Here is a 26,637-nt window from a genome sequence, read left to right as displayed (position 1 = left end):
CGTTGAGTGCGTGTTTAACGGGCGGGGGCTGTTGGCGGCGGTGTCTGCACGACAGGCGCGGCAGCTTGCAGGATGTCGTCCCGAAGGCGAGTGCGCGGCGGATAGATGCGTACGCAGTTGATGGTTTGCTTGGTCGCTTTGGCGGCGTCGCCTTCGGACACGAGATGCCGGTCCCAGCCCTCTGTGTACACGGCGCCCCAGGGACCGAGATCGAGAATGGTCGTGTACCAGTCGATATGAAGCGGCAGCATCTCGCCGCCGAACAGATCGCAGACGACGTTGTGACCGGCATAGCGTCCCATCGGCCGGCTGTGCTGGCATGACATGACGGACGGCCGCGCGCCGTCGATCAACACGCGCGCGCAATCGCCGGCAGCGAAGACATGCGGTACGTTTTCCACGCGCATGAACGCATCCACTGGGAGGCGTCCGAGGGGATCGAGAGTCACAGGGATTTGCGCGGTCAGCGCGTTCGCGCGCATGCCGCCGCACCAGATCACCGTGGCCGCTTCAATGCGCCGGCCATTCGTGAGTTCGACGCCGTCGGCGTCCACTGACTGCAAGGACACGCCGGCGAGCATTTCGACGCCGAGGGCGTCCATCGCGCGCTCGATGACGGGCTGCGCGCCGCCCATGGCCTGGCCGATCTTCGCCGAGCGATCGGCCAGCACGACATGCACGGCGTCGCGATGCGCGTCGCCCGCGATGCCGCGCAACCGCGCCGGCAGTTCGGCCGCCAATTCGATTCCCGTCAAGCCGGCGCCGACCACCACAGCCGTGAACGCACTCGCCGCGGTCGCGCGCGACGGCAAGCCGCGCAGATGCACAGCGAGTTTCGTTGCGCCCGAGAACGTATCGACGTCGAATGCGTGCTCGGTCAAACCGGGGATATCGGGGTGGACGAGTTGGCTGCCCGCCGCGATGATGAGCCGATCATAGGTCAGCGTTTGCGTCGGGCCTTGGGTCTGCAGCGTGATGCTGCCGTTCGCCGCATCGATGCCGGATACCGTGCCTTCGACGAGCCGCACAGCGATCGGCTCCAGAACATCGGCCAGTGGCACGCGCGTCTCGTCCAGGTTCTGTTCGTAATTCCGCACCCGAATACTGTGATACGGCGTGCCGTTGATGACGACCACCTCCACCTGATCGGCGGGAACGCGCAGTTCGTCGAGTTTGCGCGCCGCGCCCACCGCGCTCCACAGTCCGGCGAAGCCTGCGCCGATCACCACGATCCGCTTCAAGACGTTCTCCCATGGGAAATTCGTGCGGACCTTCAAGTCATCGGCGCCGCGGCCGATTTCAAGGTCATGATTGTTTGCGCTCGTAGCTTACTCGTGCCGACGAGGACGGTGAAGCCGATCGTCAGTGCTCCTCCGCCAACCAGGCACATTTGACGCGATTACGATATAATCGCATGCGATGTATAATGTCTTTAGCGAGGCATCAGCCTCTACCCAACGAGGACGCAGATGAAATCGACCGACCAACCGGCTTCCGCGGATGTGAAGCTCTCCGACTTCCTGTGCTTTGCGGTCTATTCCGCGAACCTGGCGTTCGGCAAGGCCTACAAGCCGATTCTCGAAGAGCTTGGGCTGACCTATACGCAATACATCACGATCATTGCGCTGTGGGAGGAGGACAACCAGACCGTCAGCAGTCTGGGTGAGAAGCTGTTTCTCGAGTCCAACACGCTCACGCCGATCCTGAAGAAGCTGGAGGCGGCGGGTTATGTGGAAAGGCAGCGGGACCCTGAAGACGAGCGTCAGGTGCGGGTCGGCTTGACGAAAAGCGGTCGGCGGTTGCGCGAAAAAGGGCTGAGCATGGACCTCGTCGAGGCAACCGGCCTCGCGCCGGACGAGTTCTCAAAGGTGCAGAAGGCGATCGTGACGCTGCGCAACAATCTCGTCAAAGCGGTTCAGAACGGGGATTGAGCGGCGGACCACGCGATCCATGCGCCCGTTGAGCGTCTTGCCAAACGAAGAAGCCCGCGAACGATGTCCGCGGGCTTCTTTTTTGGTGCGCCACGGCGTTGCTCGACCGTTGGCGCTTGATTAACCTTCAGCCGCGCTCGGGCAGTTTCCAGTTCGGGCGGACGAAGTGGCACGTGTATCCGTCGGGAATGCGCTCCAGATAGTCCTGATGTTCCGGCTCGGCTTCCCAGAACGGGCCGGCGGGCGCGACCTCGGTGACGACCTTGCCGGGCCAGAGATCGGATGCCTCGACGTCGGCGATGGTGTTCTCGGCGACTCGCTTCTGCTCATCGTCGAGATAGAAGATGGCCGAGCGGTAGCTCATGCCGATGTCGTTGCCCTGGCGGTTCTTCGTCGTCGGATCGTGGATCTGGAAGAAAAACTCCAGGATCTTGCGGTAGCTGATCTGGTTTGGGTCGAACACGATTTCTAGCGCTTCGGCGTGTGTGCCGTGGTTGCGGTAAGTGGCGTTGGGCACGTCGCCGCCCGTGTAGCCCACGCGCGTGGATAGCACGCCGGGGTAGCGCCGTAGCAGGTCTTGCATGCCCCAGAAGCAGCCGCCGGCCAGGATGGCGGTTTCGGTTTGCGTCGTCATTTCTATCCAATCCTTTTCGTTAGTGGTTGGCTCGCGGTTTTGTCGGATGCGATCCTGCAAGGATGCCAGAGATCGGCGTAGCCGGCGTTGTCCGCTCCGTGGATGGGGTGTTGGTCGCGGGTTATGGGGCTTGTTTTTGCTGCAGCGGGTATTGGTTGTGTGCCTGGTGGCGTTGGCCTTTTCTTGAATTCATGGTGGTCTATTCGCGTTGCCCCTTTGCGGGGCGGCACCTACTTTTCTTTGCCGCTGCCGCTGCCGCTGCCGCTGCCGCTGCCGGTTCGGGCGAGGCGACAACTAGCCTGACATGGAGGGCTCCAAAGAAAAGTAGGCAAAAGAAAGCAGCTCGCATCGCCAGTTCTTAAGCGGGTTCCTCGCGCAGCCACGCAAGTGGTGCATCTGGAATCGGTGCTCTCGTACACTCCGCGTTCGTGACACAGCAGTCATTCTTCCGGCGGCGCTGCGCGCGCCGTCGCGGTCGTTGGCCGGTCGGCCGACAGGAAAAGCCCATCGAGCTGACCTGGCATTGGCAAGCTAACCGGCCGCGCTGTGTGCCGCGGCCGCCAGCGCGCTTTAGTGACGTGCGTACAGATTGTCGTGGGGCGCGACGGCGGCACGGCTCGCGGACTCGGAGTGGCCGGAGACGGCACCGCCATACGCCGCTTGCGAGCCGGCCGCGTCATCGGCATTCGCCGCGACGGTTTGCGCGCTCTGCCCGCGTTGCGACGCCGGGGCGCCGACCGAAGGCCGGTAGAAGGGGGCCGGACCATAGCCGCTGGCGAACGCGGGTGCGGCGGCGGAAGCAGAAAGAGCGACGAGCAATGCAGCAACGAATTTGGTTTTCATGATGGAACGCCACTTAAAAGATGTTCGGTGAGAGGCGCGAGCCTTGCCGGATCGCGCCCTGAAATGCCGTTCAGTGATGGGAAAGGTTCAGACCACGTTGACCACGACGTCGATGTTTCCCCGCGTCGCTTTCGAATACGGGCAGATTTCGTGCGCTTCATGCGCGATGGCTTCGGCGACTTCGCGCGCCACGCCCGGCACGCTGACGTCGAAGCGGGCCTGCAGCAAATAGGCATCGCCGGTCATGCCCAGATCCACCTCGATATCCACCGACAAATCGGCCGGAAGCGTCACGTTCTTCGCCTGAGCCACAAGGCCGATCGCGGAGATGTAACAGGCCGACCAGGCGCCCGCGAACAACTGCTCGGCGGTCGGATGCGCCTGAACGGCCGGGAAGGTGATGTCGTCGCCGGCGCCTTTGGCCGCCGACAGATTGAGGTCGACGCGGCCGCCGCGGCCGCTGAACTTCGTGTGGGTTTTGCCGGTGAGCAGGACAGTTTCGATCTTGGTCATGATGAATTCCTTGAAGAAGAGAGGGTGTCAAATCGCTTTAAATCGCATGCGATGCGATCGCATGCGTCGAATAATGATCGAGAAGTTTGGCCTTGTCAAGCGCATACGATTAAATCGCATACGAGTTTTGATAGTCAGAACCACGATTGGTCGATGACCGTCAGGACGCGGTTGTCTAACCGGGCTGGAGAAGCAAGCCGCTGACAACGATTTCCGACCGGTCCGCGCCGTTCCGATCGACTAGACTACGGGGTAGCCCAATCCGACGCGCACAACGCCGTGAAGCGAAAGACGATCCCGGAGGACGACGAGAAAAAGATCGGCGCCGACGCGCAAAATCGCGCGGCGAGCGATGGCATTCGAGGTGAACCCGTCGGCGAGGGCGGGCGTGGCGCCCTAAGACGGGCGGCGACATGGCTGGAGCAGATGGATCCCGGCACGCATCGCCGGATCAAGGGACTGCGGCTTATCACCGCCTACGGTATCGCCGCCGCGCTCGGGACGTTGCAGGACATCACGCATGGTTTGCCGGGCGCGACGCTCGTAGCTTCGCTGGCCGGCAACTTCGCGCTGTGGGCCAGCGTCTCGGAAGCGCGCGTCTCGCGGCCCGAATCCAGCCGCGACCTGGCGCTCCTGTGTGCTGCCGCCGTGCTCGGCGCGGCCATGTTCATCGCATTCGCCCCGCTCCTGCAGGCCATCGGCAAATCGGGCCCGGAACTGACGCTCGTCACGGGCGCCTTTCTGGTCGGCTACCTCAAGCGCTTCGGCATTCTGGGCGCGGGAATGGGCTCCCAGATATACATCGGCCAATTGCTGGCCTACAACGTCCATCTGACGCCGGTCGATCTGCCGGCAGTCGTGGTGGCGGGACTGATCGCGATCATCGCGTGCATCGTTCCGCGCCTGCTCAGCGGCCCGGCGGAACGTCCCGCCACGACGGTGCTTTCGCCCGTCAACGTGCCAGATCGCTGGATACTGTCGGCTGAACTCATCATGGGCCTGCAGGCGGCAAGCGGCGCGCTGGTCGTCGTTGTCTTGAACGAGACGATCGGACTCAAGGAGTCGGCCTGGGCGATCACGGCGAGCACCTACGTGGTTGCGGGCTCAGCGAGCGGCACGGCGGAGCGGGTGCGCCGGCGGATTATCGGCACCTTGATCGGCGTTCCGGTGGGTCTAGCCTGCCTGCCGCTCGTCGAGCACGTGCCGCTGCTCGCCTGGGCCGCCGTCGCGGCCGCCATGATCATCTACGCGATGGCATTGCCCGATCGCTACGACGTCGCTTGCGGAGCGTTCGCCTTCACGCTGATCGTGACATTGGCGATCGGCGGCGTGCACTCCATTTCGATTCTTGGTGCGCGCGCCTGGGAGACGCTGCTCGGCGGCGTGCTTGGACTGCTCGCGGCGAAGTTCATCTTCCCGCTGCGCTTGTAACGGGCCACTGTGGAGAGCGTCGCGCGGCCATCCGCGAGCCTAGGATCCCAGCTTTTCCATCAGGAAGTCGACGAAACTGCGCACGCGTGAGGACAGATGCCGTGCATGCGGATAAAGCAGAACGAACGGCCGCGAGCAACCGCCATACGGAATGAGCAATTCCTTGAGCGTTCCCGCGGCAATGTCTTTCTCGACGATGAACCGATAGGTTTGAAAAATACCCGCCCCGTGACGCGCGAGCGTTGCCCCGGCAAGCACGTCGCCCGACGACGTGTAACCGCCGCTCGTCATCGTCTCGACAACTTCGTCTTCGTATTTGAACAGCCACGGAAGATTGCGGCCGGTGCTCGGCAACGCGTACTGGACACAGTCGTGATGGATCAGATCGTCCGGCGTTTTCAGTTTGGCGGCGCCACGCAGATAAGCCGGCGAAGCGACGACCACCAGTTCCGCGTCCTCGATCGTGCGCGCGATCAGCCCGGAGTCTCCGGGCGCCGCGCCGCGAATGGCCAGGTCGAAGCCTTCTTCGCCAAAATCGATGTTGCGATTGCTGAGATGCGTTTCGACCGTCACGCCCGGATAGCGCTTGCGAAACTCGGCCAGCAGGGGAAGCACGCGGTAGTGTCCATACGGCGTCGGCATGCTGATGCGCAGCACGCCGGTCGGCGCGGTTTGCTGTCCGGTCGCTTCGCGCTCGGCTTCGGCGAGCTGGGCCAGCGCCAGACGACATTGTTCGAAGTACCGTCGTCCCGCATCGGTCAGACGGATCTGCCGGGTGGTCCGCACAAACAATCGCACGCCGAGACGCTCCTCCAGACGCGCGACCGTACGACTGACGGCAGCCGGTGTGACGCTCGCGGCGTTGGCGGCCTCGGTGAAACTCTCCAGTTCGGCCGCCAGACAGAACAGTTCGATACTGCCCAGAAGGACATCTTCAAATTGACGCTGCATGGTCTCTCGGCGAAGTGCCTGATCGCGCTATCTTGTCCAGGCAGAATGCCGCCCGGAACGGCCGCAATGCGAACGCAACGGCGGCGCGGCTGCGTTGGATGCGGAACAAGGGTTCATACGGAATATCAGGACTATATTGTAGTGAGACTCGATGAGGAAGCGACATGACCCACCAGCCAGACAGCCGCGCCTTGCTGCACGTGCTGGGCATCGACAAACCGATCGTTCAGGCGCCGATGGCGGGTGTCACCACGCCCGCATTGGCCGCGGCTGTTTCGAATGCAGGCGGGCTCGGCTCGCTGGGCGTCGGAGCGATGAACGCTGACGGCGCGCGCAAGGTGATCAGGGAGACGCGCGCACTGACGGGCAAGCCGTTCAACATCAACGTTTTTTGCCATCAGCCTGCGCAAGCGGACGCGGCGCTCGAGCAGCAATGGTTGAGCTGGCTTGCGCCGCACTTCGAAAAGTATGGGGCGACGCCGCCGGCGAAGCTGTCGGAGATCTACACGAGCTTCCTTGCGGACCCCGCCATGCTGGCGGTTTTTCTGGAGGAGAAGCCGGCGATTGTCAGTTTCCACTTCGGCTTGCCTTCTGCCGATGTCATCGCCGAACTGAGGAAGGCGGGCATCAAGCTGCTTGCCAGTGCGACCAATCTGGAGGAAGCGGCGCAGGTCGAAGCGGCGGGCGTCGATGCGATCGTGGCGCAAGGGATCGAGGCGGGCGGGCATCGCGGTGTCTTCGACCCGGATGCAGTCGACGACAGGTTGGGCACGTTCGCCCTGACACGTCTGCTGGTCAGGGAATGCCGGCTGCCGGTGATCGCCGCGGGCGGCATCATGGACGGCGCCGGCATTGCGGCGGCGCTCGCGCTCGGCGCTCAGGCCGCGCAGCTTGGCACGGCCTTTGTCGCGTGCCCGGAAACGTCGATCGACGAGGGTTATCGTCGCGCGATGCTGGGCGAGGCGGCTCGCCGCACGACCTTCACGGCGGCGATCTCCGGGCGGCTGGCGAGAAGCATGGCGAACAGCTTCACGGCGCTCGGCGCCGACGCGCGTTCACCCGCGCCGCCCGCCTATCCCATTGCCTACGACGCCGGTAAGGCGCTGAATGCGGCAGCGAAGGCGAAAGGCGAGTTCGGCTACGGCGCGCAATGGGCAGGCCAGGCCGCCGCGCTAGCAAGGTCGTTGCCAGCGACGGAACTGATGGCCCAGCTGGAGCGCGAACTGAAGCAGAGCATCGAGCAGCTGCGGCAGTTCGCGAACTAAAAACTAACAGACCAACCCATGGGTTGAGCGATCCCCGCCCCGCCGCTCAACCCGGCTTCTGGGCCAACTGCTTGCGATAGGCCTCGACCGGCAATCCGCCCCAGCCCCAGTTCTCGGTGTCCACTTCTTCGATGACAACGAAGGTCGCTGCGAGCGGCTTGTTCAGCACGTCCAGCAGCAACTGACTGACGCCTGCGATGAGCTGGGCTTTTTCGTCGGCTGTGACGGCATTGTTGCCAGGTTTGGAACCTTCGCGGGTCACCTGAATTGTGACGATAGGCATGGCGTTCTCCGAAATCCTCGGTTGACGTGAAGGGCGCCGATCGGCGGCGCCCTGGCGTGATCAGTGGCCTGCGCTCTGGCCGCCGTCGACGTGCAGGATTTCGCCCGTCACGAACGGCGCCGAATCCAGATACAGGACAGCGCCCACGATATCGCTCATTTCGCCCATGTGCCCGACAGGATGCAGCCCGCCGAGCGCCGCGTGGGTTTCTTGCGCATGCATCGGCGACTTGATGATGCCCGGCGAGACGGCGTTCGCGCGGATGCCTCTCTTCGCGTATTCGATGGCCAGCGACTTCGTGGCCGCGTTCAGGCCGCCCTTGGTCAGCGAGGCCAGCACCGAGGGCACGCCGTCGATGGCGTGGTCGACGAGACTCGTCGAGATGCTGACCACGTGGCCGCTGCCATTCTTTTCCATCTCGGCAATGGCGAGTTGCGTGATGAAGAAGAAGCCGTTGAGGTTCACGGCGGTGACGTTTGCGTAGTCTTCGGCCGTATAGCTGGTGAAGGGCTTGGCGACGAAGATGCCGGCGTTGTTGACGAGAGTGTCGATGCGGCCAAAGCGGGCGATGGCTTCGGTAATCACGCGCTGCGCGGTGGCCGGGTCGCCGATATCGCCTGCCACGGTCAGGACGTTGGGATCTTCCGAGGGCTTGACCGAACGCGCGGTGGCGACGACGCGGTAGTCGAGCTTGCGAAACGCGTTGACCAGTTCGGCGCCGATGCCTTGCGATGCCCCCGTAACGACGACGACTTTTTGTGACGTGTTCATGGCTAAATCTCCGGATAAGTAACTTGGGATCAAATGCTGATCGGGCCAGCGGCTCCGATGGGTATGAAATCTAGGCGCATCGGCGCCGATCTCGAACACCCGCCATGGACAAACAGTCTTGCGTGGGAGGTACAAATGGAATTCACGGTGGTTGGGCGCGCGAGGCTTCCGCCGCGCCCGGCGTCGCTAGTCGCTGCTTGCGGCGCTAGCGCGATTTATTTCTGGCTTTCCGCCGAGGCCATGCGAAAGACCGAGAGGCCTTCCATCGGGTCCAGTGTTTCCCGCCAGGGCGCGCGCTTCAGTAAGCGGACCGTGTCTTCGTAACCAGCAAGCCAGCGCCGCTTGATGCCCGCCGACGAAAAATCGATGTCCCTGTTCAGGTCATCGTTATCGAATGCCGGTGCGTCGAGTTCCAGCACTCGCATCGTGGTGCCGCAACCCCAGCCGAGGAGATCGCGCACGTCCGGATCATCGCGTACCTCTTCGGGGAGATGCTGACCGAGTTCTCGAATCACGTGGCGCAAGCGGTGAATCTGCTTCTGTCGAGCGAGATGACTTTCCGCGCGGCTCGAATACTGAATGTCGCGCTGCCGGCTCATGACCTGCAAGATCGACTCGGGTTCCGGACCGCTCGAAGGCCATAACTGCACCGAAAAAATCACCGAGTCGCGCCGCGGGCGGTCGTCGAGCACGGCTTCGAGCGGCGTATTCGAATAGATGCCGCCGTCCCAGTACGATTCGCCTTCCAGTTGCACCGCTGGGAAGCCGGGCGGAAAAGCGGCGGAGGCCATCACGTGTTCGACGTCCAGCAGCGCGTCGCGATTGGTGAAGTAGCGCATGCGTCCGCTGCGGACATTGACTGTGCCGACTGTCAGCCGCGTCGCCTTCTGATTCAGGTAGTCGAAATCGACTAGCGAGGACAAGGTTTCGCGCAGCGGTCCGGTCGAATAGAAAGCGGCCTGATCGGAACGAACGCGTCCCTGAATGCCCGCCCAGGATTGCAACTGTGGCGTGAAAAACGACGGCACGCCTTGAGTGACCGTGGCGAGGTCGCGCAGCCAGTTTGCGAGTTCCGGCAGCCAGTTTGCCGCTTCGATGCCATGACGTGCCACGCCGTTCCAGAACTGGGTCAAGCGCGCCATGCGGTTCTCGGGCAGATTGCCGGCGATGATCGCGCCATTTATCGCGCCGATCGACGTGCCGATGACCCAGTGAGGTTCGACTTTGCCGTCATGAAGCGCCTGATACACGCCCGCCTGGTACGCGCCGAGGGCGCCGCCGCCCTGAAAGACCAGGACAATCTGGCCGGGAATGTCCGGTGCGGTGTCCGGCCCGCTGGCTGCGTCGGTCTGATGTTCGACGTGCGTTTCGTTGCCCATGACAAGCCTCCAGGAGACATGCTGCGGTGTCGCTGATTTTGCCACGGCATGGTCGGCGCAACGGTAGATCCGATTGGTATTCAGAGCGAACCAGTTCAACGACCCGGTGCTCGACAGCCTGATCCAGCGGGCGCTCGTTCAGAACAAGGAACTCAGCTAGACTGGCGACGCTGCGGCGCAGGCGCAAACGGACGGGTAGCCGTCGTAGTCGAACGTGCGGTCTGCCTGAATTCGCTTTTTCGCAATGCGGCTTCCGACGTTCGGGCATCACGTGTTGGCGTGATGCGCTACGCCTTCGGCAGCTTCGATTTCCTACCGCGCGCACGCGGCTTCGGCTCGACGCCCACGCGCGGATCGCGGGCGAGCACGCGCGCCGTCAATTGTTCGGCGACGGTTTCAAACGCCGGATCGTCTTGCGGTATGTAGAGCCATTTGCCGAGCACCGGATGCGGCCGCAAAGCCGGCATTTCATCGATGAGTGCGGCGTGGCGCTCGTGCGACGTGCACACCAGCAGGCCATTCCACGGCTTGTCGCGATCCGCGGCAATGAGGCACAAGAGCCCATCGATATAGGCGGCGTCGCTGCCGAACATCCGCTTGCTGATGTAAGTCGGATCGCGCTCGAACGCGTCGAAGATCCAGATGAGCGAGTTGCGCACGGATGAGGGCATCGGCGTGAAGTCCTTGGCGACGTGGGCGATGAGAGCGAAAAGCATAGCACCACGACGCTCGGCCGCCCTCCGTCAACCAGTGCAGACCACCGCGGTCAGCAGCAACGGAATGACCGAGTGCACCTTGGCGGTGCTTCCGGCCGCGCGCACGCGCGTTTCGACCGATTCGCTCGGCGCGGACAGCACCACGCCGTACAACGGGCCCGCGAGAGCCTGGCCGCGGCCTTTCTTGAACATGCCGTCGTCCGGCTCGTAGCCGAGCACGGCGTAAACGCGAAAGCCGAAGACGGTCATGTCGCTGCCGTGCACGGGACGAAACGCGTTGACGGAGTTCGTGTCGACCCGCATGGGATTGGACTCGATGTAGTTGTCGTCGATGAGTTGCGTGATGAAGGCGTGGGGACGCGCCTGGCAGTCGAACTGTGCGTCGAGCGCGTAGGCATGCGAGGCCGGCGGGCAGAAGCCGACGCTTGAGACGAGGAGTGCGGCAAGCACTCTGAAAGGACGAGATTCCATGGCTGACGGCCCGAACTGCGGGCGTCGGCAGGCTGAACGCACGCTAGACATCAGTCTCTCATGGCTGCGCGAAGAGCGTACGTGCGTCAGCGAACGATGGCGCCTTTGCAGCCCAATTCGACCTGACGCCCGATTAGCGCATCGATACCCTCGCCGCAAGCCGCGTCACCACGCATCAAGCACGGTTCTGGAACAGTTCATTGAGTTGCGAGCCCGGCGCCGCGCCGGCAAAGCCGTCGAAGCGGCCCTGGGCCAGCGACTGCGCCGCCTGCATGAAGCCGCCCCACGCCGCGCGAGCCAGCGCCCCACCGACGCTGATGCGCCGCACGCCGAGCGCGGCCACGTCCTGCAGCGTGAACGCCGACGTCGAACCGATCAGCAGATTGACGGGCTTCGGCGCCACGGCGGCGACCACGGCCTCGATCTGCTCGCGCGTCTGGATGCCCGGCGCGTACAGACAATCGGCGCCGGCTGCGGCATAGGCCTTGAGGCGCGCGATCGCGTCGTCGAGATCGGGCGAGCCGGCGAAGAAGTTCTCCGCCCGGCCGACCAGCAGCGTATCGCCGCCGTTTTCGTCGATGGCGCGGCGTGCGGCGCTGATCCGTTCGACGGCGACTTCGATAGGAAAGAGCGGCGCGGCGGCGTCGCCCGTGGAGTCTTCGATCGACAGGCCGGCCACACCGGTTTCGACGGCGAGCCTGACGCTTTCCGCGACCTCGTTCGGCGTGCTGCCGAAGCCGTTCTCGAAGTCCGCGTTGACGGGCAGGTCGGTCGCTTCGACGATCTTACGCAAATGCGTGAGGATCGCCTCGCGCGGCAACGTGTTGTCGGCGTGTCCGGTGGACCAGGCAAAGCCGGAACTGGTCGTGGCGAGCGCCTCGAAACCGAGCGTATGCAGATAGCGCGCGCTGCCGGCATCCCACGGATTGGGCAGGACGAAACAGCCGGACGTGTGCAACGCTTTGAACGCGGCGCGCTTCTCGGCGACGGTGCGGGACATGGCGTATCTCCTGAAAGCGGGCGAGCCTGAGCTGCCCGTACTGGTTATGCGACCTCGAGGTCCACGACCGGGAAGTCGGTTTCGGTGTCCGCCGTGCGCGGTTCGTCGGCGTGGCGGAGCCGCTTGCGGCGGGTCTCATCATCCGTGAAATTTACTCTTTTGTGCGCGACATACGTATGTTCGGAGAGGCTTCGCTGCTGGCGAGCCTGGCTTGATGCGCCACAGCCGGGGTGCGATGATCCGGTCATCGTCGCTTCCTCTTTCTGTCAGCCTGACGCGAATGCCCAGTTCCACCCGCCGCAAAACGAGCATGACCGACATCGCGAAAGCCGCCGGTGTCAGCGAGGCGACTGTCGACCGTGTGCTGAACGGGCGAGGCGGTGTGTCGCGTGCAAAGGAAATGAGCGTGCTCGAATGGGCGCGCAAGCTGAAGATCGACCGCGCGCTCGACTCGGTGTCGGTACGCTGGCTGCGGATCGCGATCCTGTTGCAGCAACCGGCGTCGCCTTACTACGTGTCGTTGAAGCAGGGCTTCGAAGTGGCGCAAAAGACGTTCGAAGGGCAGCGCGTAATCTGCGCGGTCACTTACTTCGACAGCCTCGAGCCGACGCCCGTGGTCGACACCATTCGCCGCGCCACGCAGAAGGCCGACGCGCTCGTCATCGTCGCGTATGAGCATCCGGACATTATCACGGTGCTGCGGCAGATCAGCCGCACCATTCCGGTCGTGACGCTCGCCAGCGATCTGCCGGGCGCGGGGCGGCTTGCCTACGTCGGCGTCGATAATCGCTGCGCGGGACGTGTGGCGGGTGAACTGGTCGGGCGTTTTATCGGCGAGGCGGGCGGTCAGGTGCTCGTGCTGACCGGCATGCACGATTTCCTCGGCCATGAAGAACGCGAAAGCGGCTTTCGTTCCGTGCTGCGGCGGCGCTTTCCGAACTGCGACATCGTAGAGACCGTGGAGAGCCGTGAGCAGTCGGTGATCACCGAGCGGCTCACGCGCGACGCCTTCCGGCGCTATCCCGATCTGCGCGGCATCTACAACATTTCCGTCGGCAACGAAGGCGTCGGCGCGGCACTCGTGGCACTCGAGCGCACGCGCTCGACGGTGTTCGTCGGGCACGAGCTCAACGAGAGTTCGCGACGGCTGCTGATAGAAGGCACGCTCGACGCCGTGCTCGATCAGAATCCAGCCGGCGAAGCGATGCGTGCCATCGAAATCGTTTTGCGGCACTACCATCGCGATCCGGGCGTTGCCTTGCCGCACCAGATTCCCGTCACCGTGCTATTGCGCGAGAATCTGCCGCTCAGCGACTAGCGCCGTTCACGGGGCGTTCATGACGATTGGTCGATCTCGAGTCGTGGGCCGGCGCCGACGATGGCCATCGCGGGATGGCTTGTCATGACTCGTCCCTGGCGGGAACGCCCAGCAGCACTTTGCCGTTCTCCACACGCACCGGATAGGTTTGCAGATGCACGCACACAGGCGGGCTTTTCGGCTCGCCGGTGGGAATGTCGAAACGTCCCTGATGCAGCGGACACTCGATCTCGCGATTCACGACGAAGCCGTCGGCGAGATGTGCGCGTTCGTGCGTGCACCAGCCGTCGGATGCGAAGAAGCCCTGATCGATCCGGTACACCGCGTAGCTCGCGCCGGCGTGATCGAAGCGGATCACGTCTTCTTCATCGATATCGCCGGTGGCGCAGGCCACCATCCATTTGATGTCACTGGTTTCGACGGTCACGAGAGTCTCCGTTGTTTGATAGGTTCAGAGGCGTTCAAGCGCTCGACTGTGCGGGGACTGCGCCTCGCCGGTCATGCGGGCGCGTCCTCGACAGGGATCTTCCGTTCGATCACGTGCGAAGGATCGGAGCGCTGTTTCCACAGCGCGGGCAGCATCTCGCGATACGCCGCAAAGAGACTCGGATAGGGCGGCGGCAACTGGTCCTTGATCGCTGCGTGCAGACGCGGCAGCGCGTGGAACGGCACCATCGGCAGAAGATGGTGTTCGAGGTGGTAATTCATGTTGAGGTAGAGAAAGCGGAACACCGGATTGATATGCACCGTGCGCGTGTTCAGGCGATGGTCCTTCACATTGACGGCGAGTCCCGCATGTTGCGTGAGGCCGAGCAGTTGATGCAGCCAGCCGCCGTAGAAGCGCGGCGTCCACACGAACATAAGCGGCAGGAAGCTGCGCGTGGCGATCGCGAGCACGATCGTGCCCAGCACGACGGCGAGGTAGATGCGGCAGGACCAGATCATCCTGGGTTTCTCTGAGGCAGGGAGAAACGCGTCGGTCGCGGCGTCGACGCGCCCGAACGCATGCCGTACGACCTTGCCGATTTCCACCGTGCAGCCCATCAGGCCGAGAAAGTCGATGACGATCGGCCAGACTTTGGTCGGCCGTGCGACCTGGATCTCGGGATCGCGCGCCTGAAAGTAGGTGTGCGTGTGATGCCGCGCGTGGCTCCAGCGCCACCAGTAGGCTTCGCGAATCGTCATGAACGACGACAGGTGATAGAAGAAGTCGTTGGCGCGGCGGCTCTTGAACGGCGTGCCGTGCGCGAGTTCGTGCCAGCGCGCGTCGCTCGACGAATAGATCGTGCCGTAGACGAAGAACGCCGGCACCGCCCACCAGCTTCCCCATGTCATTGCCGCGACGACACCCGACGCGATCAGCAAGACCAGCCACAGTCCGAAATTGCGCCAGCCTTCGGCGTCGCTGCGCTTCATCAAATCCTTGAGCACGGCGCGTGCAATCACTGGCTGATACCACTGCTGGCCGATGCCGTCTTCGAAGGCTGTGTCGGTGACGCGAGGTGCGGCTGTGCTACCGACGCCGGGAGTCGTGGACATGGGGTGTCTCCTGTTGACCAGCGTTGGCGCTTTAGCGCCTTACGCTGGTCCCATGCAACGTGGTGCTGCTATCGATGACTGTTCTTTGTTTGCGGGCTTCCCGTCAGTGCGACGGAGCAGGCGCGCTTTTCGTTGGGTCAACGATAGAGGAACGGACGCGCGGGTTCACGCTGAAAAATGACGGATTTCCATCAATGCGCCATGTGCGCCATGCCGGATAAGGCAATCGTGTAGTTCGAAACGGCCGTGGTGCGATGGCCGGCGAAGGCTTTGCCAAGCGCGCAAGTCCGCCGACGCGTTATCTGTCAGGCCGTCGCAGTGGAACCGGCGCGCAGCGACTTCTTCGCCGCGCGGACGAACGCGACGAAATTCGCCACCACGGGATCGTCGCGTGTGGTCTGCCACGCCAGTCCGACACGCCAGCGGGCGGCGGCATCGCGCAACGGCAGCACCCTTGCGTCGCGTAACAGGTATTGCGCGCGCGAGGGCAGGAATGCTGCGCCGACGCCCGCCGCTACGCCGGCGAGAACCGATTGAATGTCGTCGGCTTGCTGGATGACCTTGGGCACGAAGCCATGCTCACCACACCAGTGGTCGATCTGCGCCGCGAGGCCGGGACCGCGTCCGCGTGACAGCGCGATGAAGCCGGGCTCGTTCAATTCCTGCAGATTCGACGGAACGCGTTTCCAGCGCGCGTGCTGCGGTATCGCCAATGCCAGAGCCTCGTCGAGTATCGGCAACGTGGACAGGCCGGCGTCGGCGGGCAAGCGCAGGAACCCGACGTCGAGCTTGCCGGCGAGAAGCCGCCGGGTTTGCTCCGCGGAAGAAAGATCGTTCAGCGTGACGCTGACATTCGCATGGAGCTTGCGGAATTGGGCGATCAGTTGCGGCGCCTCGGTCAGGGTCGAAAGTCCGAGGCCGACGCGCAGATAGCCGCGCGTGCCGCTGCTCGCCTCGCGCGCACGCGCAAGGATGTTGTCCGCGTCGCGGACCAGCGCCTCAGCGTCGGCAAGAAAGGCTTCGCCGAAGATCGTCAGTTCCGCGCCGTGCCGGCCGCGCTCGAACAGCCGCGCGCCAAGGCTCGCTTCCAACGCTACGATCTGCTTGCTTAGAGCGGGCTGGCTGACATAAAGCGCTTCGGCGGCGTGCCCGAAGTGGCGGAGTTCAGCGACTGTGAGAAAAGCACGCAGCAGTTTGAGTTCCATTCCACCAAGTGATTGAACGCATATAATTTTTCATTTTACTTATCGAAGGGGGAGCGGTCCAATGGTGTCGTTCTATTCATCCGGTCGTGACGATGTTCTCCTCCACTGTTCCATCGCTTCGCGTTGCAGCTATGTCGCTCGTTTCACGTCCCGGCGACGCCCCGCATAACGTCGCGCGCATTGCGGATTGCCTGGCGCTTGCGGCTGAGAAAGACATTGGGCTGGTGGTATTTCCGGAGAGTTGTATCGGCGGCTACGGAAGCATGGCGAAGCTTCATCGCGCCGAACTCGATGCGCTTGCAGAACCGCTCGACGGGCCGTCGATCACCGTCTTCGATACGGCGTGGGGCGTTCGCGTCGGCATCCTCATCGGCGGCGACAACTACCTGGTCGAGAACATGCGCATGACGGCGCTCATGGGTGCGACGCTGCTGATCGCGCCGCACCGCAGCGACGGCGCAAACCGGACCGGCAATTGCCGAACGCAACCTGGTTCGATGGAGCAATCGCTGCGTCGCTGGCTGCCGGCGCGAGCTGGTGACAACGGCATGTTCGTCGTCTTTAGCGAAGGGGGGGCGATCGACGACCCAGACCAGTCGAGCGGGGCGGGGATGATCATCGATCCAGGCGGCCGCATGCTCGCCGAGAGCAGCGCGCGAGACGCACTCATTTCCGCCGATCTGGACAGCGAGTTGATCGACGCAAGCGCAGGGCAGCAATGGCTCACGGCCCGCCGCCCGGAACTCTACGGCTTACTGACCCGACCCGGCCACCAAGCGACGGATTTCGAGCCACGCAGTGTCTCTTCCCGAGGTGCGATCGCGCTCAGCTTCGCGCAGGTTAGCCGCAATCGGCCGATACGCTAGCAATCGTTCGTCAGGCGACGTTAGCGGAAAATCTCGGCAATCAGGTTCGCCACGGTCCGGATCCGCTCGCTGTCGCGCAGAGCCGGATGCAGCACCATCCAAACGTCCTGGTCGAGCGCCTTGATGTGCTTCTCCACGCAGACCAGTTCGCTCGTCGTGTCACCGGCTAGCTGGGCGAGTATGCCGAGTCCGGAGCCGCCGAGAACGCCGTCGAACACGCCCATGCCGTAGCTGCTGCGAAGCGACGGCGCCGACGCGCCGGGCAGCGCCTTCAGCCATTGCGTCGCCGGATGGTCCGGTTGACGGTCGTCATAGCCGACAAACGACAGCTTGTCCCACTCCTTCTTCACGATCGCCGCCTTGTGGCGGAGATAGTAATCGCGCGAGCCGAACAGCCCGAAGCGGATTCTGCCGATCCGCCGGACGTACAGGTCACCCTCTTCCGGGCACTCGGACCATAGGGCGATGTCCGCCTCACGCCGCGCAAGGCTGTAGGGACGCCGGGAAGTCAGGACTTCGATGGCGAGCCCAGGCAGCCTGTCCTGAAACGAGCCGAGCAGCTTCAGCAGAATGTACGACGGCCATTCGACGGCGTTGATCCGCACCGTGCCATGCGCGGGTGCGCCGCCGTTCACGTCCGCGGCGCGTTCGATCTGGTGCGCGAGATCCTCCATCTGCTCCGCCCAGGCCAGCACCTTGGCGCCGAACGCCGTCACCGTGCAGCCCGACGGCACCCGGTCGATCAAAGGTTCGCCCAGCCGCCGCTCAAGCTCCGTAAGGCGGCGCGACAGGGTCGGCGCGCTCAGGTCGCACGCCGCGGCGGCCGATCGCATGGTTCCCTCGCGAGCGATCGCCACCAGAATCCGAAGGTCGTCCCAGTCCACGTGTTCCATTTTTGAAACGATAGGTTTTGAAATTTGGCATAGCATAACGCAGTTCGCGAGGATAGGATTGGATCTGGCCATACTTGCCCGGCATCACGCGAAAGACCCGAAGGGTTGAGCAAGTGGTGGCAAGTGCGGCGTTCCTACCCATCACACGACTCAACGGCTCTCAGTAGACCGAACGAGCGATACGGAGACATCAATGATTCGCCATTTCCTACCGGCGCGGCGTCGCGCCATCGCAGCCAGCGCAGCCTTCCTCGCCGTGTCGATTTTGCCGATGCCGGCGGCGTTTGCTCAGGCCGCCCATAAACCGAAAGTCGCGCTTGTCATGAAGTCGCTGGCGAACGAGTTCTTCCTGACCATGGAAACGGGCGCCAAGGATTATCAGAAGCAGAATCCGGCGAAATTCGATCTGGTCACCAACGGCATCAAGGACGAGACGGACACCGCGAACCAGATTCGCATCGTCGAGCAGATGATCGTCTCGAAGGTCGACGCGCTGGTGATCGCGCCGGCTGATTCCAAGGCGCTGGTGCCGGTCCTGAAGAAAGCGGTCGATGCCGGCATCATCGTGGTCAATATCGACAACAAGCTGGACAACGACGTCCTCAAGTCGAAGGACCTGAATATCCCGTTCGTCGGGCCGGATAACGCGAAGGGTGCGCAGAAGGTCGGTGACTACCTGGCCAAGCACCTGAAGTCGGGCGACAACGTCGGCATTATCGAAGGCGTCACGACCACGACCAACGCGCAGCAACGCACGGCCGGCTTCAAGCAGGCCATGCAGTCGGGTGGCATGAAGGTCGTCGCGTTGCAATCGGGCGAGTGGGAAATCGACAAGGGCAACGCCGTGGCGAGCCAGATCCTCAACGCGAACCCGGACGTCAAGGCACTGCTGTGCGGCAACGACAACATGGCGATCGGCGCTGTGTCGGCCGTGCGCGCGGCCGGCAAGGCCGGCAAGGTGCAGGTCGTCGGCTATGACGACATCAACGCAATCAAGCCGATGCTCAAGGACGGCCGCGTGCTCGCCACCGCCAATCAATACGCCGCCAAGCAGGCAGTGTTCGGCATCGACACGGCTTTGAAGGCGATCTCCGAACACAAGAAGCAGTCTGAATTGTCCGGCGTCGTCGAAACGCCGGTCGATCTGGTCACCAAGTAAGATTGGTGCAACGCGTGGCCCGCTCCATCCAGGGGCCACGCGCCTGATTTACGTCCAGCCTGATCACTCTGATGTCCACTCCCATTTCATCCCTTGCTGACGCCGCGCCCGTGCTGCGTGTCCACGGTATCGGCAAGACCTATGCCGAGCCCGTGCTCGCCGATGTCTCGCTGGAATTGCGCGCGGGCGAAGTGCTGGCGCTGACCGGCGAAAACGGCGCGGGCAAGAGCACCTTGTCCAAAATCATCGGCGGCCTCGTCACGCCGACGACCGGTTCGATGACCCTCGGCGGCGCGGCCTACACGCCGGCCAGCCGCAAGGACGCCGAGGCGCTCGGCGTGCGCATGGTCATGCAGGAGCTGAACCTTCTGCCCACGCTCTCTGTGGCGGAGAACCTTTTTCTGAACCGTTTGCCGCAGCGCGGCATGTTCGGCTGGATCGACCGCGCCAGACTGCGCGAGGACGCGCGGCATGCGATGGCGCAAGTCGGCCTCGACGCGATCGATCCCGACACGCTGGTCGGCACGCTGGGCATCGGGCATCAACAGATGGTCGAAATAGCGCGGAATCTGATCGGCGATTGCCGCGTGCTGATTCTCGACGAACCCACCGCGATGCTGACCGCCCGCGAAGTGGACCTGCTGTTCGAGCAGGTCGAGCGGTTGAAGGCGCGCGGCGTGGCGCTGGTGTACATCTCGCACCGGTTGGAGGAATTGAAGCGCATCGCGAAGCACGCTGCCGTGTTGCGCGACGGCCGGCTCGTGCATGTCGACGAGATGGCCAATCTCACCACCGACCGTCTCGTGACCTTGATGGTAGGCCGCGATATCGGCGACAGGATCGATCTCGGCGAGCGGCGCATCGGCGAAGTGGCCTTCAAGGTCATCGGGATGACGCGCGAGCCGGTGGTCCGCGACGTGTCCTTCGAGGTCAGGGCCGGCGAGATTTTCGGCATCAGCGGGCTGATCGGCGCCGGCCGCACGGAGCTGATGCGCCTGATTTACGGCGCGGACCGCGCGGACGCCGGCACGGTGTCGGTTGCGCGTGATGGCGGCGCACCTGAGCCTGTGACGATCGCCTCGCCGTCGGACGCCGTGAAGCACGGCATCGCGCTGATTACCGAAGATCGCAAGGGCGAGGGACTGCTGCTGACCCAGCCGATTGCCGCCAACATTTCGCTGGGCCACTTGCGTTCGGTGTCGAGCAAGGGCGTGGTGGATGGCCGTCGCGAGGCGGCGTTGGCGCACCGGCAGATCGATGCCATGCGCATTCGCAGTTCCGGGCCGTCGCAACCGGTGTCGGAATTATCGGGCGGCAACCAGCAGAAGGTGGTGATCGGCCGGTGGCTCGCGCGCGATTGCACGGTGCTGCTGTTCGACGAACCGACGCGCGGCATCGACGTCGGCGCGAAGTTCGACATCTATGCATTGATGGGCGCGCTGGCTCGCGAAGGCCGCGCGCTGGTGGTGGTATCGAGTGATCTGCGCGAATTGATGGCGATTTGCGACCGGATCGCGGTGATGTCGGCGGGACGCATGACGGGCCTGTTCGAGCGCGGTAACTGGACTCAGGACGCGCTGCTGGCGGCGGCATTCGCGGGCTACGCGAAACGCGATGACATGCTGCACGAGCCGATCGAACCCGACGCGAAGGCGCCCGACGAAAGCAAATTAGTGGAGTATTGAGCATGACCGTAGAAACCAGCCTGCCTACGCTGCAGAACGAACCACCCAAAAAAGCGAAGCCGCTCGGCACGCGACTCGGATTTTCGAACTACCTTGGATTGCTCGGCGCGCTCCTTGGGATGATCGTGCTGTTCTCGCTGCTGAGTTCGCACTTCCTGACGTACGACACGTTCAGCACGATCGCGAACCAGATTCCTGATCTCGTCGTGATGTCGATCGGCATGACTTTCGTGCTGATCATCGCCGGCATCGACCTGTCGGTCGGCTCGGTGCTGGCGCTCGGCGCGGCGCTCACGAGCGTCGCGGCTTTGCAGTGGCATTGGCCGGCGCTGCCCGCGGCCTTGCTCGGCATGGCGGGCGCGACGTTGACCGGCTGCGTGACCGGCGCGATTACCGTGGCGTGGCGGATTCCGTCGTTCATCGTGTCGCTCGGCGTGCTCGAAGCGGCGCGTGGTCTCGCGTATCAGTTGACCAACTCGCGCACGGCTTATATCGGCGACGCCTTCGATTTTCTCTCCAACCCGGTCGCGTTCGGCATCTCGCCGGCGTTCATCATCGCCATTGTGGTGATGGTCGCCGCGCAGTTCGTGTTGACGCGGACGGTTTTTGGCCGCTATCTGATCGGCATCGGCACGAATGAGGAAGCGGTGCGGCTCGCGGGTGTCAATCCGCGGCCCTACAAAATCGCCGTCTTCGCGATGATGGGCCTGCTGGCCGGGCTGGCTTCGCTGTTCCAGATCTCGCGGCTCGAGGCCGCGGACCCGAACGCCGGGCAGGGCATCGAACTGCAGGTGATCGCGGCGGTGGTGATCGGCGGAACGAGTTTGATGGGCGGGCGCGGGTCGGTGACGAGCACCTTCTTCGGCGTGTTGATCATTTCGGTGCTGGCCGCGGGTCTCGCGCAGATCGGCGCGACCGAGCCGACCAAGCGCATCATTACGGGAGCCGTGATTGTCGTGGCTGTCGTGCTGGATACTTATCGAAGCCGGCGTCGCGCCGCATAATTGGACTATTTCGTGGATGGTCTGCAGCTTTGCATGGGACCAGAGTAAGGCGCTAAAGCGCCAACTCTGGTCGACCGCTTTGCATGGGACCGGAGTAAGCGCTAAAGCGCCAACTCTGGTCGACCGCTTTGCATGGGACCAGAGTAAGCGCTAAAGCGCCAACTCTGGTCGACCGCTTTGCATGGGACCAGAGTAAGCGCTAAAGCGCCAACTCTGGTCGACAGGAGAGAATGAAAGTGTCGAAAGAAACGAAGCAGGGCCGGGTGCTGGTAGTGGGCAGCATCAATACGGATCTAGTCGCCCGTGCGCCGCATTTGCCGCGCCCCGGCGAGACGATTGGCGGACATGAGTTCTCGCAGGTTGCCGGCGGCAAGGGCGGGAACCAGGCTGTCGCCGCCGCGCGCATCGGCGCGCAGGTGGCCATGGTCGGCTGCGTCGGCAAAGACGCGAACGGCGCGCAGCGGGTCAAGGATCTGGAAGCGGAAGGAATCGACTGCAGCGGAGTCGAGGTCCATCCGAGCCAGCCGACCGGCGTCGCCATGGTGACGGTGTCGGACGACGGGCAGAACACGATTGTCGTGGTCGCCGGCAGCAACGGCGAACTCACGCCGGAGAGCGTGGCTCGCCATGAAGCGGCCATCAAGGCTTGCGATGTCGTGGTGTGCCAATTGGAAACGCCCTGGGATTCCGTTCACGCGACGCTCGCGCTGGCTCGACGGTTGGGCAAGATCACGGTGTTGAACCCGGCGCCGGCAACGGGGCCGTTGCCGGCGGAATGGCTGCCTCTGGTCGACTACCTCGTGCCGAACGAGGTCGAGGCCGCCATCCTGGCCGGCCTGCCAGTCGAATCGCAAAGTGGCGCGCGGCGCGCAGCGACGGAGTTGCAACAGGGCGGCGCGCGCAATGTGATCGTCACGCTCGGCGCGCAGGGCGCTTATCTATTGGTGGAAGGCGGCGAGGGCATGCATTTCCCCGCGCCGCAAGTGCAAGCGGTGGACACGACGGCTGCCGGCGACACTTTCATCGGTGTCTTCGCCGCGCAACTCGCCTCGCGGCAGCCGCTGGAAGGCGCGATCAGTCTCGCGCAACGCGCGGCGTCGATTTCCGTGACACGCGCGGGCGCGCAGCCGTCTATACCGACCCGGGCGGAAGTCGAAAGCGCAGCCTGACACGGATGCCGGTTGTGACATGAGGCGGTCCGTATTGCCACTTTCGGTGGCTCGACGTTGATTTATCGGCACCATCTCACGATGGTGTTCCCTTGTTAATCACGCTCTCGAATGGACGAAACATGAAATCACAATGCGTAGGCATACTGATGATGTCGCTAGGACTGGCTGCGTGCGGAGGCGGCATATCGACCACCGATCCTCTCGCCAATGCGCCGAAGGTCATCATCGATTCAGACTTCAACACGATGGGCGACGACGGCCAGCTTTTTGCCATGACCACGCAGTTGATGGGGCAGGGCAAGGTCAATCTGCTCGGACTCACCGTCGTCACCGGCAACGACTGGCTGCTGCAGGAAGAATCGGATGCGCTCAAGGCAGTGGAGCGCATGGGTGTGCAGAACGTCGTGGGTGTCTACGGCGGCGCCGACTATCCGTTGCAATACGACGTGGCGAGTATTCGCGCGCAGCAGGCGGCCAATCCGCAAGGCTATTTTGGCGCGTGGAGCCGGCCCGAACCGACGTCGCAGTCCCAACTCGTTGCGCCGCCGGATGGGTTCGCCGTGTCGACGAAACTGCAGTCGCAGAGCGCTGCGGATTTCATGATCCAGACTATCAAACGCTATCCGAACCAGGTCACCATTCTCGAAGTGGGACCGCCCACCAACCTTGCCACAGCGATCACGAAGGCGCCGGAGATCGTGCCACTGATCAAGCGGATCGTCTATATGGGCGGTGCGATGGCGGTGCCGGGCAATGCGAACGCCGTGGGGGAGCTCAACTGGTGGTTTGATCCGCTTGCTGTGCGCACGGTGTTGCAGACGTCGATTCCTCAGGCCGTGATTCCGCTCGACGTGACGAATACGGTGCCGCTGACTCAAAGTGTGTATGACCAGATCGTCAATAACCCGAGCAAGCAGACTGCGGTGACGAGGGCGTATGGGATTGCCAATGCGGGCGCGTTCGCGAGTAACACCGATTTGTTCGATACTTTGACGATCGCGTATTTCCTTGATCCTACGTACGCTACGCAAGCGAAGAGTGCGTACCTGGATATCGACACTGCGAGCGGTGAAGATCAGGGGCATGTGAAGGTCTATCCGGATCAGCCGGCGGCAGGTGCTTCGCCGCAGAAGATCACGTACGTTACGCAGTTCGACAACAATCGGTTTTTTAGTCTTTATGTTGATCTGCTGACGCGGCCGGTGCCGATTACGTTGCCGTGAGGTGATGGGCAAGCGTCTCGAGGCGGGAACGTTATAGGGGCGCACGCTCCCGGTCGGACTTGAAGAACGAGTTCTTCCGAGGGGCGTGTCATAGTGCCTGGATAGTCGTCGACTGGCCGTCTCAGCGCGCGCTCGCCCGGCAGGGGGCGCCGCTCATTCCATTTCGCTCTTCAGCGCTCGCTTGATGTGACGCCGGTCGTTTTGACCGGCAAATCTTTGATCGCGCTCTACGCCACGGAATATCATCGGTCGCAAAAGACTGCGCCCCGACTCGATCGCTAATGTTGCGAAACGAGTTTCAACTGAATAGTCTTTATCCGCCAGTTGTGCCCGCCCGGAACATTGTTTGCGAGCAGGGCTGGTGCGCGGAAGACTAATGGCGGCGAATTGCTAACTATCGGCTGATGTACCCAGCGCGGACCTTGCCAGAGCGGAAGGAGAGCAGTGGCAGAATCTTAGTCATCCAGACGAAAAAATGACGGTCGTGAGCCGCGAAGGACTTTATTCATACATAAGGTGCTCACGCGGTAGAGGCTTCGCCTCGCGTTTACCCGACGAAAATTAAGCTAACGTAAAGATAGAGGATTTTCTAGACTCCTTTCTGTTGTTTCGTTCCTCTGACATTCCAGGCCGGGCAATGGCGACGCAGAAAGAAGAAGAACAAGGGCATAAAGATGCGAAGCACGAAGGCGGCGGCTTTTGGCATTTGTTCGGCCGGGCTGCTCTATCGGTAGTGCTGGGTATCGTGCTTGCTTTTCTGCTGCCTACACGTTTTGGTGAGGAAATGGGTGCGCAGACGATGGCGCGCTACGCGGCGCCGTTCTCAGGCTATCTGTTTGACCGCGAGCGAAAGAAGGTTGTCGATAAGGAACAGACCGATTGGTACGGCAAGAGCATCACCGTGCTCGTAATCGATGCCGAGGTTCTCACTGCCTGCAAGGAAGGCTGGCCGGCTCATTATCCTTTTTACAGCTGGCTCCTGGGATATCTCAACAAGTTTCCGCCGAAGGGTGTGTTCATCGATGTGATTCTTTCCCAGTCCAAGGGACAGGGTCCCGCAAAACTCAAGGAAACCGAATGCCTTGGCGAGACAGTCAAGCCTGGTCCTCACAAAACATTGAAGGACTCTGACTTCAACGACTTCAAAAAAGCGGTCATGCGCTTGACGTCGCACAAAATACCGGTGTTTCTGGCTGCTCGCCGGACGTCCGGAAACACGCTTGTCACCAACCCGGATCTCGATAGCGATCACGACTTGATGAACCTGAGACGTGTTGGCATTGAATTTTCTGCCCATTCGGTAGACCGGCTAGCATGGACTTATCCACTCGTTTATCCCAAGGACGAATCCACCAACAAACAGAAACAGAGCCCCGAGCAAACAGCGCACAGTATGCCGGAGCAACCCGCCACTTCGGAAGGCGATTGTCCACGGAGCGCCGCCTTCGCGATTTTCAAGGACGTGTACAGCGGAAAACTGGATGTGCCGTGCGATAGGGCCGCGTTCATGTCGGTCACGTGGCCGCTCGACACGGCGGCATACGGCTTGCGTTGGCACGAGTCCATGGACGAAGAGAGGGAGGAGCGTCACGGGTTTTGGCCGCGAGTGGACTCTGGGGACGGCGACGAGGAAATGTACTGCACTTCGAACGAGGATCAGATCAGACTCTTGTTGCGGGCGGAGGCACGTGCGTTCTTGCGTCCATTGAGCCGGCCGCTCTGCGTGCATTATCGGACTATCCACGCTAGCCAGCTGCCAAAGCGGATGGGCGACGGACTGAACGTTGGTGCGACGAAAGACACGGAGCTCAGTGATCCTGAACTCAACGACGCGTTCAGGGGGCGCTTCGTGATGATTGGCACATCGTTCGCGTATTCCAATGACCTCGTCCTCTCGCCCCTTCAAGACCGTATTCCTGGCGTCTTTCTGCATGCCGCCGCGCTCGACAATCTCCTGACCGATCACTCCGATCTGGAAGACGTCGAAGCCTGGGAGCTCAAATTCAAAATGCCCGTCAGCCGGTGGGTCAAGATTCTCATTCTTGGTGGCATTGGTTTCATCGGGTTCTTCATCATTGTGAGCATCAAGAAGAAAGTCAGGAAGATATTTGCGGAGTTCCATCACGAGCGCACGCATTGGAGAAAGCGATTCCATCCGCACTGGTGGCTCGCGAAGTCGATCACGGCCGTTTTCAATATCGCGTTGCTTGCAATCAGCCTCGCCGTGCTTGTGTCATTCGGCGTGGCGATGATCCTGCTCGGCGCCGGGATGCATGTTCCCTTTCTCGTCGTGGCGCATATCCTCGCCTGCGCTATTGCAGTCGAATGGCTCGAGTGGAGCGAACATCTGTTCAACTGGATCACCGACAGCAAGGAGAAGTGATC

The 26,637-nt window shown here is 62.7% G+C and carries 26 protein-coding genes; 11 read left to right on the top strand and 15 right to left on the bottom strand.

What is annotated here, in order from left to right; all coding sequences use genetic code 11:
* Positions 1 to 14: 14 nt before the first annotated feature.
* Positions 15 to 1,241: an NAD(P)/FAD-dependent oxidoreductase gene (locus PQR32_RS34240; protein ID WP_408237841.1), complete on the bottom strand. Its 1,227-nt coding sequence runs from the start codon at positions 1,239 to 1,241 to the stop codon at positions 15 to 17.
* A 228-nt stretch (positions 1,242 to 1,469) separates the two neighbouring features.
* Between PQR32_RS34240 and PQR32_RS34235 the strand changes: the two genes are divergently transcribed.
* Entirely contained in the window at positions 1,470 to 1,931 is a 462-nt protein-coding gene (locus PQR32_RS34235; protein WP_408237838.1) for a MarR family winged helix-turn-helix transcriptional regulator, read from the top strand.
* Between the two features lie 127 nt (positions 1,932 to 2,058).
* On the opposite strand, the gene msrA is transcribed toward PQR32_RS34235, so the two are convergent.
* The 3 genes from msrA to PQR32_RS34220 all read right to left on the bottom strand — a co-directional run bounded on the left by msrA (position 2,059) and on the right by PQR32_RS34220 (position 3,921).
* On the bottom strand, positions 2,059 to 2,565 hold the full coding sequence (gene msrA / locus PQR32_RS34230; RefSeq protein WP_408237835.1) for a peptide-methionine (S)-S-oxide reductase MsrA: 507 nt from the start codon (positions 2,563 to 2,565) through the stop codon (positions 2,059 to 2,061).
* Between the two features lie 570 nt (positions 2,566 to 3,135).
* Positions 3,136 to 3,408: a hypothetical protein gene (locus tag PQR32_RS34225; RefSeq protein WP_408237832.1), complete on the bottom strand. Its 273-nt coding sequence runs from the start codon at positions 3,406 to 3,408 to the stop codon at positions 3,136 to 3,138.
* An 87-nt stretch (positions 3,409 to 3,495) separates the two neighbouring features.
* Complete coding sequence (locus PQR32_RS34220; RefSeq protein ID WP_408237829.1) at positions 3,496 to 3,921, bottom strand: Ohr family peroxiredoxin; 426 nt, start codon at positions 3,919 to 3,921, stop codon at positions 3,496 to 3,498.
* 279 nt (positions 3,922 to 4,200) lie between these two features.
* Between PQR32_RS34220 and PQR32_RS34215 the strand changes: the two genes are divergently transcribed.
* Positions 4,201 to 5,352, top strand: coding sequence for an FUSC family protein (locus PQR32_RS34215; protein ID WP_408237826.1), 1,152 nt, complete (start codon positions 4,201 to 4,203; stop codon positions 5,350 to 5,352).
* A gap of 39 nt (positions 5,353 to 5,391) precedes the next feature.
* Here PQR32_RS34215 and PQR32_RS34210 read toward each other — a convergent pair whose 3' ends face one another.
* Entirely contained in the window at positions 5,392 to 6,303 is a 912-nt protein-coding gene (locus PQR32_RS34210; protein WP_408237824.1) for a LysR family transcriptional regulator, read from the bottom strand.
* Between the two features lie 164 nt (positions 6,304 to 6,467).
* Between PQR32_RS34210 and PQR32_RS34205 the strand changes: the two genes are divergently transcribed.
* A complete protein-coding gene (locus PQR32_RS34205; RefSeq protein ID WP_408237821.1) occupies positions 6,468 to 7,568 on the top strand; it encodes an NAD(P)H-dependent flavin oxidoreductase in 1,101 nt (366 codons plus the stop codon).
* 46 nt (positions 7,569 to 7,614) lie between these two features.
* Here PQR32_RS34205 and PQR32_RS34200 read toward each other — a convergent pair whose 3' ends face one another.
* From PQR32_RS34200 to PQR32_RS34175, 6 genes are all read right to left on the bottom strand, one after another.
* On the bottom strand, positions 7,615 to 7,851 hold the full coding sequence (locus PQR32_RS34200) for a tautomerase family protein (protein WP_408237819.1): 237 nt from the start codon (positions 7,849 to 7,851) through the stop codon (positions 7,615 to 7,617).
* A 60-nt stretch (positions 7,852 to 7,911) separates the two neighbouring features.
* Positions 7,912 to 8,622 carry an SDR family NAD(P)-dependent oxidoreductase gene (locus PQR32_RS34195; protein WP_408237816.1) on the bottom strand — a complete coding sequence of 237 codons (711 nt, stop codon included), beginning with the start codon at positions 8,620 to 8,622 and terminating at the stop codon, positions 7,912 to 7,914.
* 215 nt (positions 8,623 to 8,837) lie between these two features.
* The gene (locus PQR32_RS34190) at positions 8,838 to 10,001 is read right to left on the bottom strand and encodes a patatin-like phospholipase family protein (protein ID WP_408237813.1); all 1,164 of its coding nucleotides are present in this window, start codon (positions 9,999 to 10,001) and stop codon (positions 8,838 to 8,840) included.
* 287 nt (positions 10,002 to 10,288) lie between these two features.
* Positions 10,289 to 10,672 (bottom strand): hypothetical protein, encoded by a 384-nt coding sequence (locus PQR32_RS34185; protein ID WP_408237936.1) that lies wholly within the window; start codon positions 10,670 to 10,672, stop codon positions 10,289 to 10,291.
* Positions 10,673 to 10,744: 72 nt separating this feature from the next.
* Complete coding sequence (locus PQR32_RS34180) at positions 10,745 to 11,188, bottom strand: hypothetical protein (RefSeq protein WP_408237810.1); 444 nt, start codon at positions 11,186 to 11,188, stop codon at positions 10,745 to 10,747.
* A gap of 175 nt (positions 11,189 to 11,363) precedes the next feature.
* Positions 11,364 to 12,188, bottom strand: a complete 825-nt coding sequence (locus tag PQR32_RS34175; RefSeq protein WP_408237807.1) for an isocitrate lyase/PEP mutase family protein — start codon at positions 12,186 to 12,188, stop codon at positions 11,364 to 11,366.
* Positions 12,189 to 12,498: 310 nt separating this feature from the next.
* Between PQR32_RS34175 and PQR32_RS34170 the strand changes: the two genes are divergently transcribed.
* Positions 12,499 to 13,506 (top strand): LacI family DNA-binding transcriptional regulator, encoded by a 1,008-nt coding sequence (locus PQR32_RS34170; protein ID WP_408237804.1) that lies wholly within the window; start codon positions 12,499 to 12,501, stop codon positions 13,504 to 13,506.
* 82 nt (positions 13,507 to 13,588) lie between these two features.
* On the opposite strand, the gene PQR32_RS34165 is transcribed toward PQR32_RS34170, so the two are convergent.
* The 3 genes from PQR32_RS34165 to PQR32_RS34155 form a co-directional block, all read right to left on the bottom strand.
* Positions 13,589 to 13,903, bottom strand: a complete 315-nt coding sequence (locus PQR32_RS34165; protein ID WP_408237933.1) for a Rieske 2Fe-2S domain-containing protein — start codon at positions 13,901 to 13,903, stop codon at positions 13,589 to 13,591.
* 101 nt (positions 13,904 to 14,004) lie between these two features.
* Positions 14,005 to 15,045 (bottom strand): fatty acid desaturase, encoded by a 1,041-nt coding sequence (locus PQR32_RS34160; protein WP_408237801.1) that lies wholly within the window; start codon positions 15,043 to 15,045, stop codon positions 14,005 to 14,007.
* A gap of 305 nt (positions 15,046 to 15,350) precedes the next feature.
* Positions 15,351 to 16,250, bottom strand: a complete 900-nt coding sequence (locus PQR32_RS34155; protein ID WP_408237798.1) for a LysR family transcriptional regulator — start codon at positions 16,248 to 16,250, stop codon at positions 15,351 to 15,353.
* Between the two features lie 131 nt (positions 16,251 to 16,381).
* Between PQR32_RS34155 and PQR32_RS34150 the strand changes: the two genes are divergently transcribed.
* Positions 16,382 to 17,116: a nitrilase-related carbon-nitrogen hydrolase gene (locus PQR32_RS34150; protein ID WP_408237795.1), complete on the top strand. Its 735-nt coding sequence runs from the start codon at positions 16,382 to 16,384 to the stop codon at positions 17,114 to 17,116.
* Between the two features lie 20 nt (positions 17,117 to 17,136).
* Here PQR32_RS34150 and PQR32_RS34145 read toward each other — a convergent pair whose 3' ends face one another.
* Entirely contained in the window at positions 17,137 to 18,009 is an 873-nt protein-coding gene (locus PQR32_RS34145) for a LysR family transcriptional regulator (protein WP_408237792.1), read from the bottom strand.
* 193 nt (positions 18,010 to 18,202) lie between these two features.
* On the opposite strand from PQR32_RS34145, the gene PQR32_RS34140 reads away from it, so the two are divergent.
* The 6 genes from PQR32_RS34140 to PQR32_RS34115 all read left to right on the top strand — a co-directional run bounded on the left by PQR32_RS34140 (position 18,203) and on the right by PQR32_RS34115 (position 26,635).
* A complete protein-coding gene (locus PQR32_RS34140; protein ID WP_408237789.1) occupies positions 18,203 to 19,168 on the top strand; it encodes a sugar ABC transporter substrate-binding protein in 966 nt (321 codons plus the stop codon).
* A gap of 71 nt (positions 19,169 to 19,239) precedes the next feature.
* Complete coding sequence (locus PQR32_RS34135; RefSeq protein WP_408237787.1) at positions 19,240 to 20,853, top strand: sugar ABC transporter ATP-binding protein; 1,614 nt, start codon at positions 19,240 to 19,242, stop codon at positions 20,851 to 20,853.
* A 2-nt stretch (positions 20,854 to 20,855) separates the two neighbouring features.
* Positions 20,856 to 21,857 (top strand): ABC transporter permease, encoded by a 1,002-nt coding sequence (locus tag PQR32_RS34130; RefSeq protein WP_408237784.1) that lies wholly within the window; start codon positions 20,856 to 20,858, stop codon positions 21,855 to 21,857.
* A 236-nt stretch (positions 21,858 to 22,093) separates the two neighbouring features.
* Positions 22,094 to 23,026: a ribokinase gene (gene rbsK, locus PQR32_RS34125; RefSeq protein WP_408237930.1), complete on the top strand. Its 933-nt coding sequence runs from the start codon at positions 22,094 to 22,096 to the stop codon at positions 23,024 to 23,026.
* A 122-nt stretch (positions 23,027 to 23,148) separates the two neighbouring features.
* Complete coding sequence (locus tag PQR32_RS34120) at positions 23,149 to 24,252, top strand: nucleoside hydrolase (protein ID WP_408237781.1); 1,104 nt, start codon at positions 23,149 to 23,151, stop codon at positions 24,250 to 24,252.
* A gap of 637 nt (positions 24,253 to 24,889) precedes the next feature.
* Positions 24,890 to 26,635 (top strand): CHASE2 domain-containing protein, encoded by a 1,746-nt coding sequence (locus PQR32_RS34115; protein WP_408237778.1) that lies wholly within the window; start codon positions 24,890 to 24,892, stop codon positions 26,633 to 26,635.
* Positions 26,636 to 26,637 lie beyond the last annotated feature (2 nt).

The sequence above is a fragment of the Paraburkholderia dipogonis genome (genome assembly GCF_046027395.1).
GTDB lineage: Bacteria > Pseudomonadota > Gammaproteobacteria > Burkholderiales > Burkholderiaceae > Paraburkholderia > Paraburkholderia dipogonis_A.
The sequence above is the reverse complement of the archived record's forward strand: the minus strand, read 5'-3'. Positions and strand labels throughout refer to the sequence as shown.

Bases quoted from the DNA above. Each gene is read 5' to 3' on its own strand.
- PQR32_RS34220 (WP_408237829.1), bottom strand. From the start codon at position 3,921: ATGACCAAGATCGAAACTGTCCTGCTCACCGGCAAAACCCACACGAAG.
- PQR32_RS34195 (WP_408237816.1), bottom strand. From the start codon at position 8,622: ATGAACACGTCACAAAAAGTCGTCGTCGTTACGGGGGCATCGCAAGGC.
- PQR32_RS34175 (WP_408237807.1), bottom strand. From the start codon at position 12,188: ATGTCCCGCACCGTCGCCGAGAAGCGCGCCGCGTTCAAAGCGTTGCAC.
- PQR32_RS34165 (WP_408237933.1), bottom strand. From the start codon at position 13,903: ATGGTGGCCTGCGCCACCGGCGATATCGATGAAGAAGACGTGATCCGC.
- msrA (WP_408237835.1), bottom strand. From the start codon at position 2,565: ATGACGACGCAAACCGAAACCGCCATCCTGGCCGGCGGCTGCTTCTGG.
- PQR32_RS34205 (WP_408237821.1), top strand. From the start codon at position 6,468: ATGACCCACCAGCCAGACAGCCGCGCCTTGCTGCACGTGCTGGGCATC.
- PQR32_RS34140 (WP_408237789.1), top strand. From the start codon at position 18,203: ATGATTCGCCATTTCCTACCGGCGCGGCGTCGCGCCATCGCAGCCAGC.
- PQR32_RS34160 (WP_408237801.1), bottom strand. From the start codon at position 15,045: ATGTCCACGACTCCCGGCGTCGGTAGCACAGCCGCACCTCGCGTCACC.
- PQR32_RS34115 (WP_408237778.1), top strand. From the start codon at position 24,890: ATGGCGACGCAGAAAGAAGAAGAACAAGGGCATAAAGATGCGAAGCAC.
- PQR32_RS34180 (WP_408237810.1), bottom strand. From the start codon at position 11,188: ATGGAATCTCGTCCTTTCAGAGTGCTTGCCGCACTCCTCGTCTCAAGC.
- PQR32_RS34145 (WP_408237792.1), bottom strand. From the start codon at position 18,009: ATGGAACACGTGGACTGGGACGACCTTCGGATTCTGGTGGCGATCGCT.
- PQR32_RS34185 (WP_408237936.1), bottom strand. From the start codon at position 10,672: ATGCCCTCATCCGTGCGCAACTCGCTCATCTGGATCTTCGACGCGTTC.
- PQR32_RS34130 (WP_408237784.1), top strand. From the start codon at position 20,856: ATGACCGTAGAAACCAGCCTGCCTACGCTGCAGAACGAACCACCCAAA.
- PQR32_RS34135 (WP_408237787.1), top strand. From the start codon at position 19,240: ATGTCCACTCCCATTTCATCCCTTGCTGACGCCGCGCCCGTGCTGCGT.
- PQR32_RS34170 (WP_408237804.1), top strand. From the start codon at position 12,499: ATGACCGACATCGCGAAAGCCGCCGGTGTCAGCGAGGCGACTGTCGAC.
- PQR32_RS34150 (WP_408237795.1), top strand. From the start codon at position 16,382: ATGTCGCTCGTTTCACGTCCCGGCGACGCCCCGCATAACGTCGCGCGC.
- PQR32_RS34210 (WP_408237824.1), bottom strand. From the start codon at position 6,303: ATGCAGCGTCAATTTGAAGATGTCCTTCTGGGCAGTATCGAACTGTTC.
- PQR32_RS34235 (WP_408237838.1), top strand. From the start codon at position 1,470: ATGAAATCGACCGACCAACCGGCTTCCGCGGATGTGAAGCTCTCCGAC.
- PQR32_RS34190 (WP_408237813.1), bottom strand. From the start codon at position 10,001: ATGGGCAACGAAACGCACGTCGAACATCAGACCGACGCAGCCAGCGGG.
- PQR32_RS34155 (WP_408237798.1), bottom strand. From the start codon at position 16,250: ATGGAACTCAAACTGCTGCGTGCTTTTCTCACAGTCGCTGAACTCCGC.
- PQR32_RS34225 (WP_408237832.1), bottom strand. From the start codon at position 3,408: ATGAAAACCAAATTCGTTGCTGCATTGCTCGTCGCTCTTTCTGCTTCC.
- PQR32_RS34200 (WP_408237819.1), bottom strand. From the start codon at position 7,851: ATGCCTATCGTCACAATTCAGGTGACCCGCGAAGGTTCCAAACCTGGC.
- PQR32_RS34120 (WP_408237781.1), top strand. From the start codon at position 23,149: ATGAAATCACAATGCGTAGGCATACTGATGATGTCGCTAGGACTGGCT.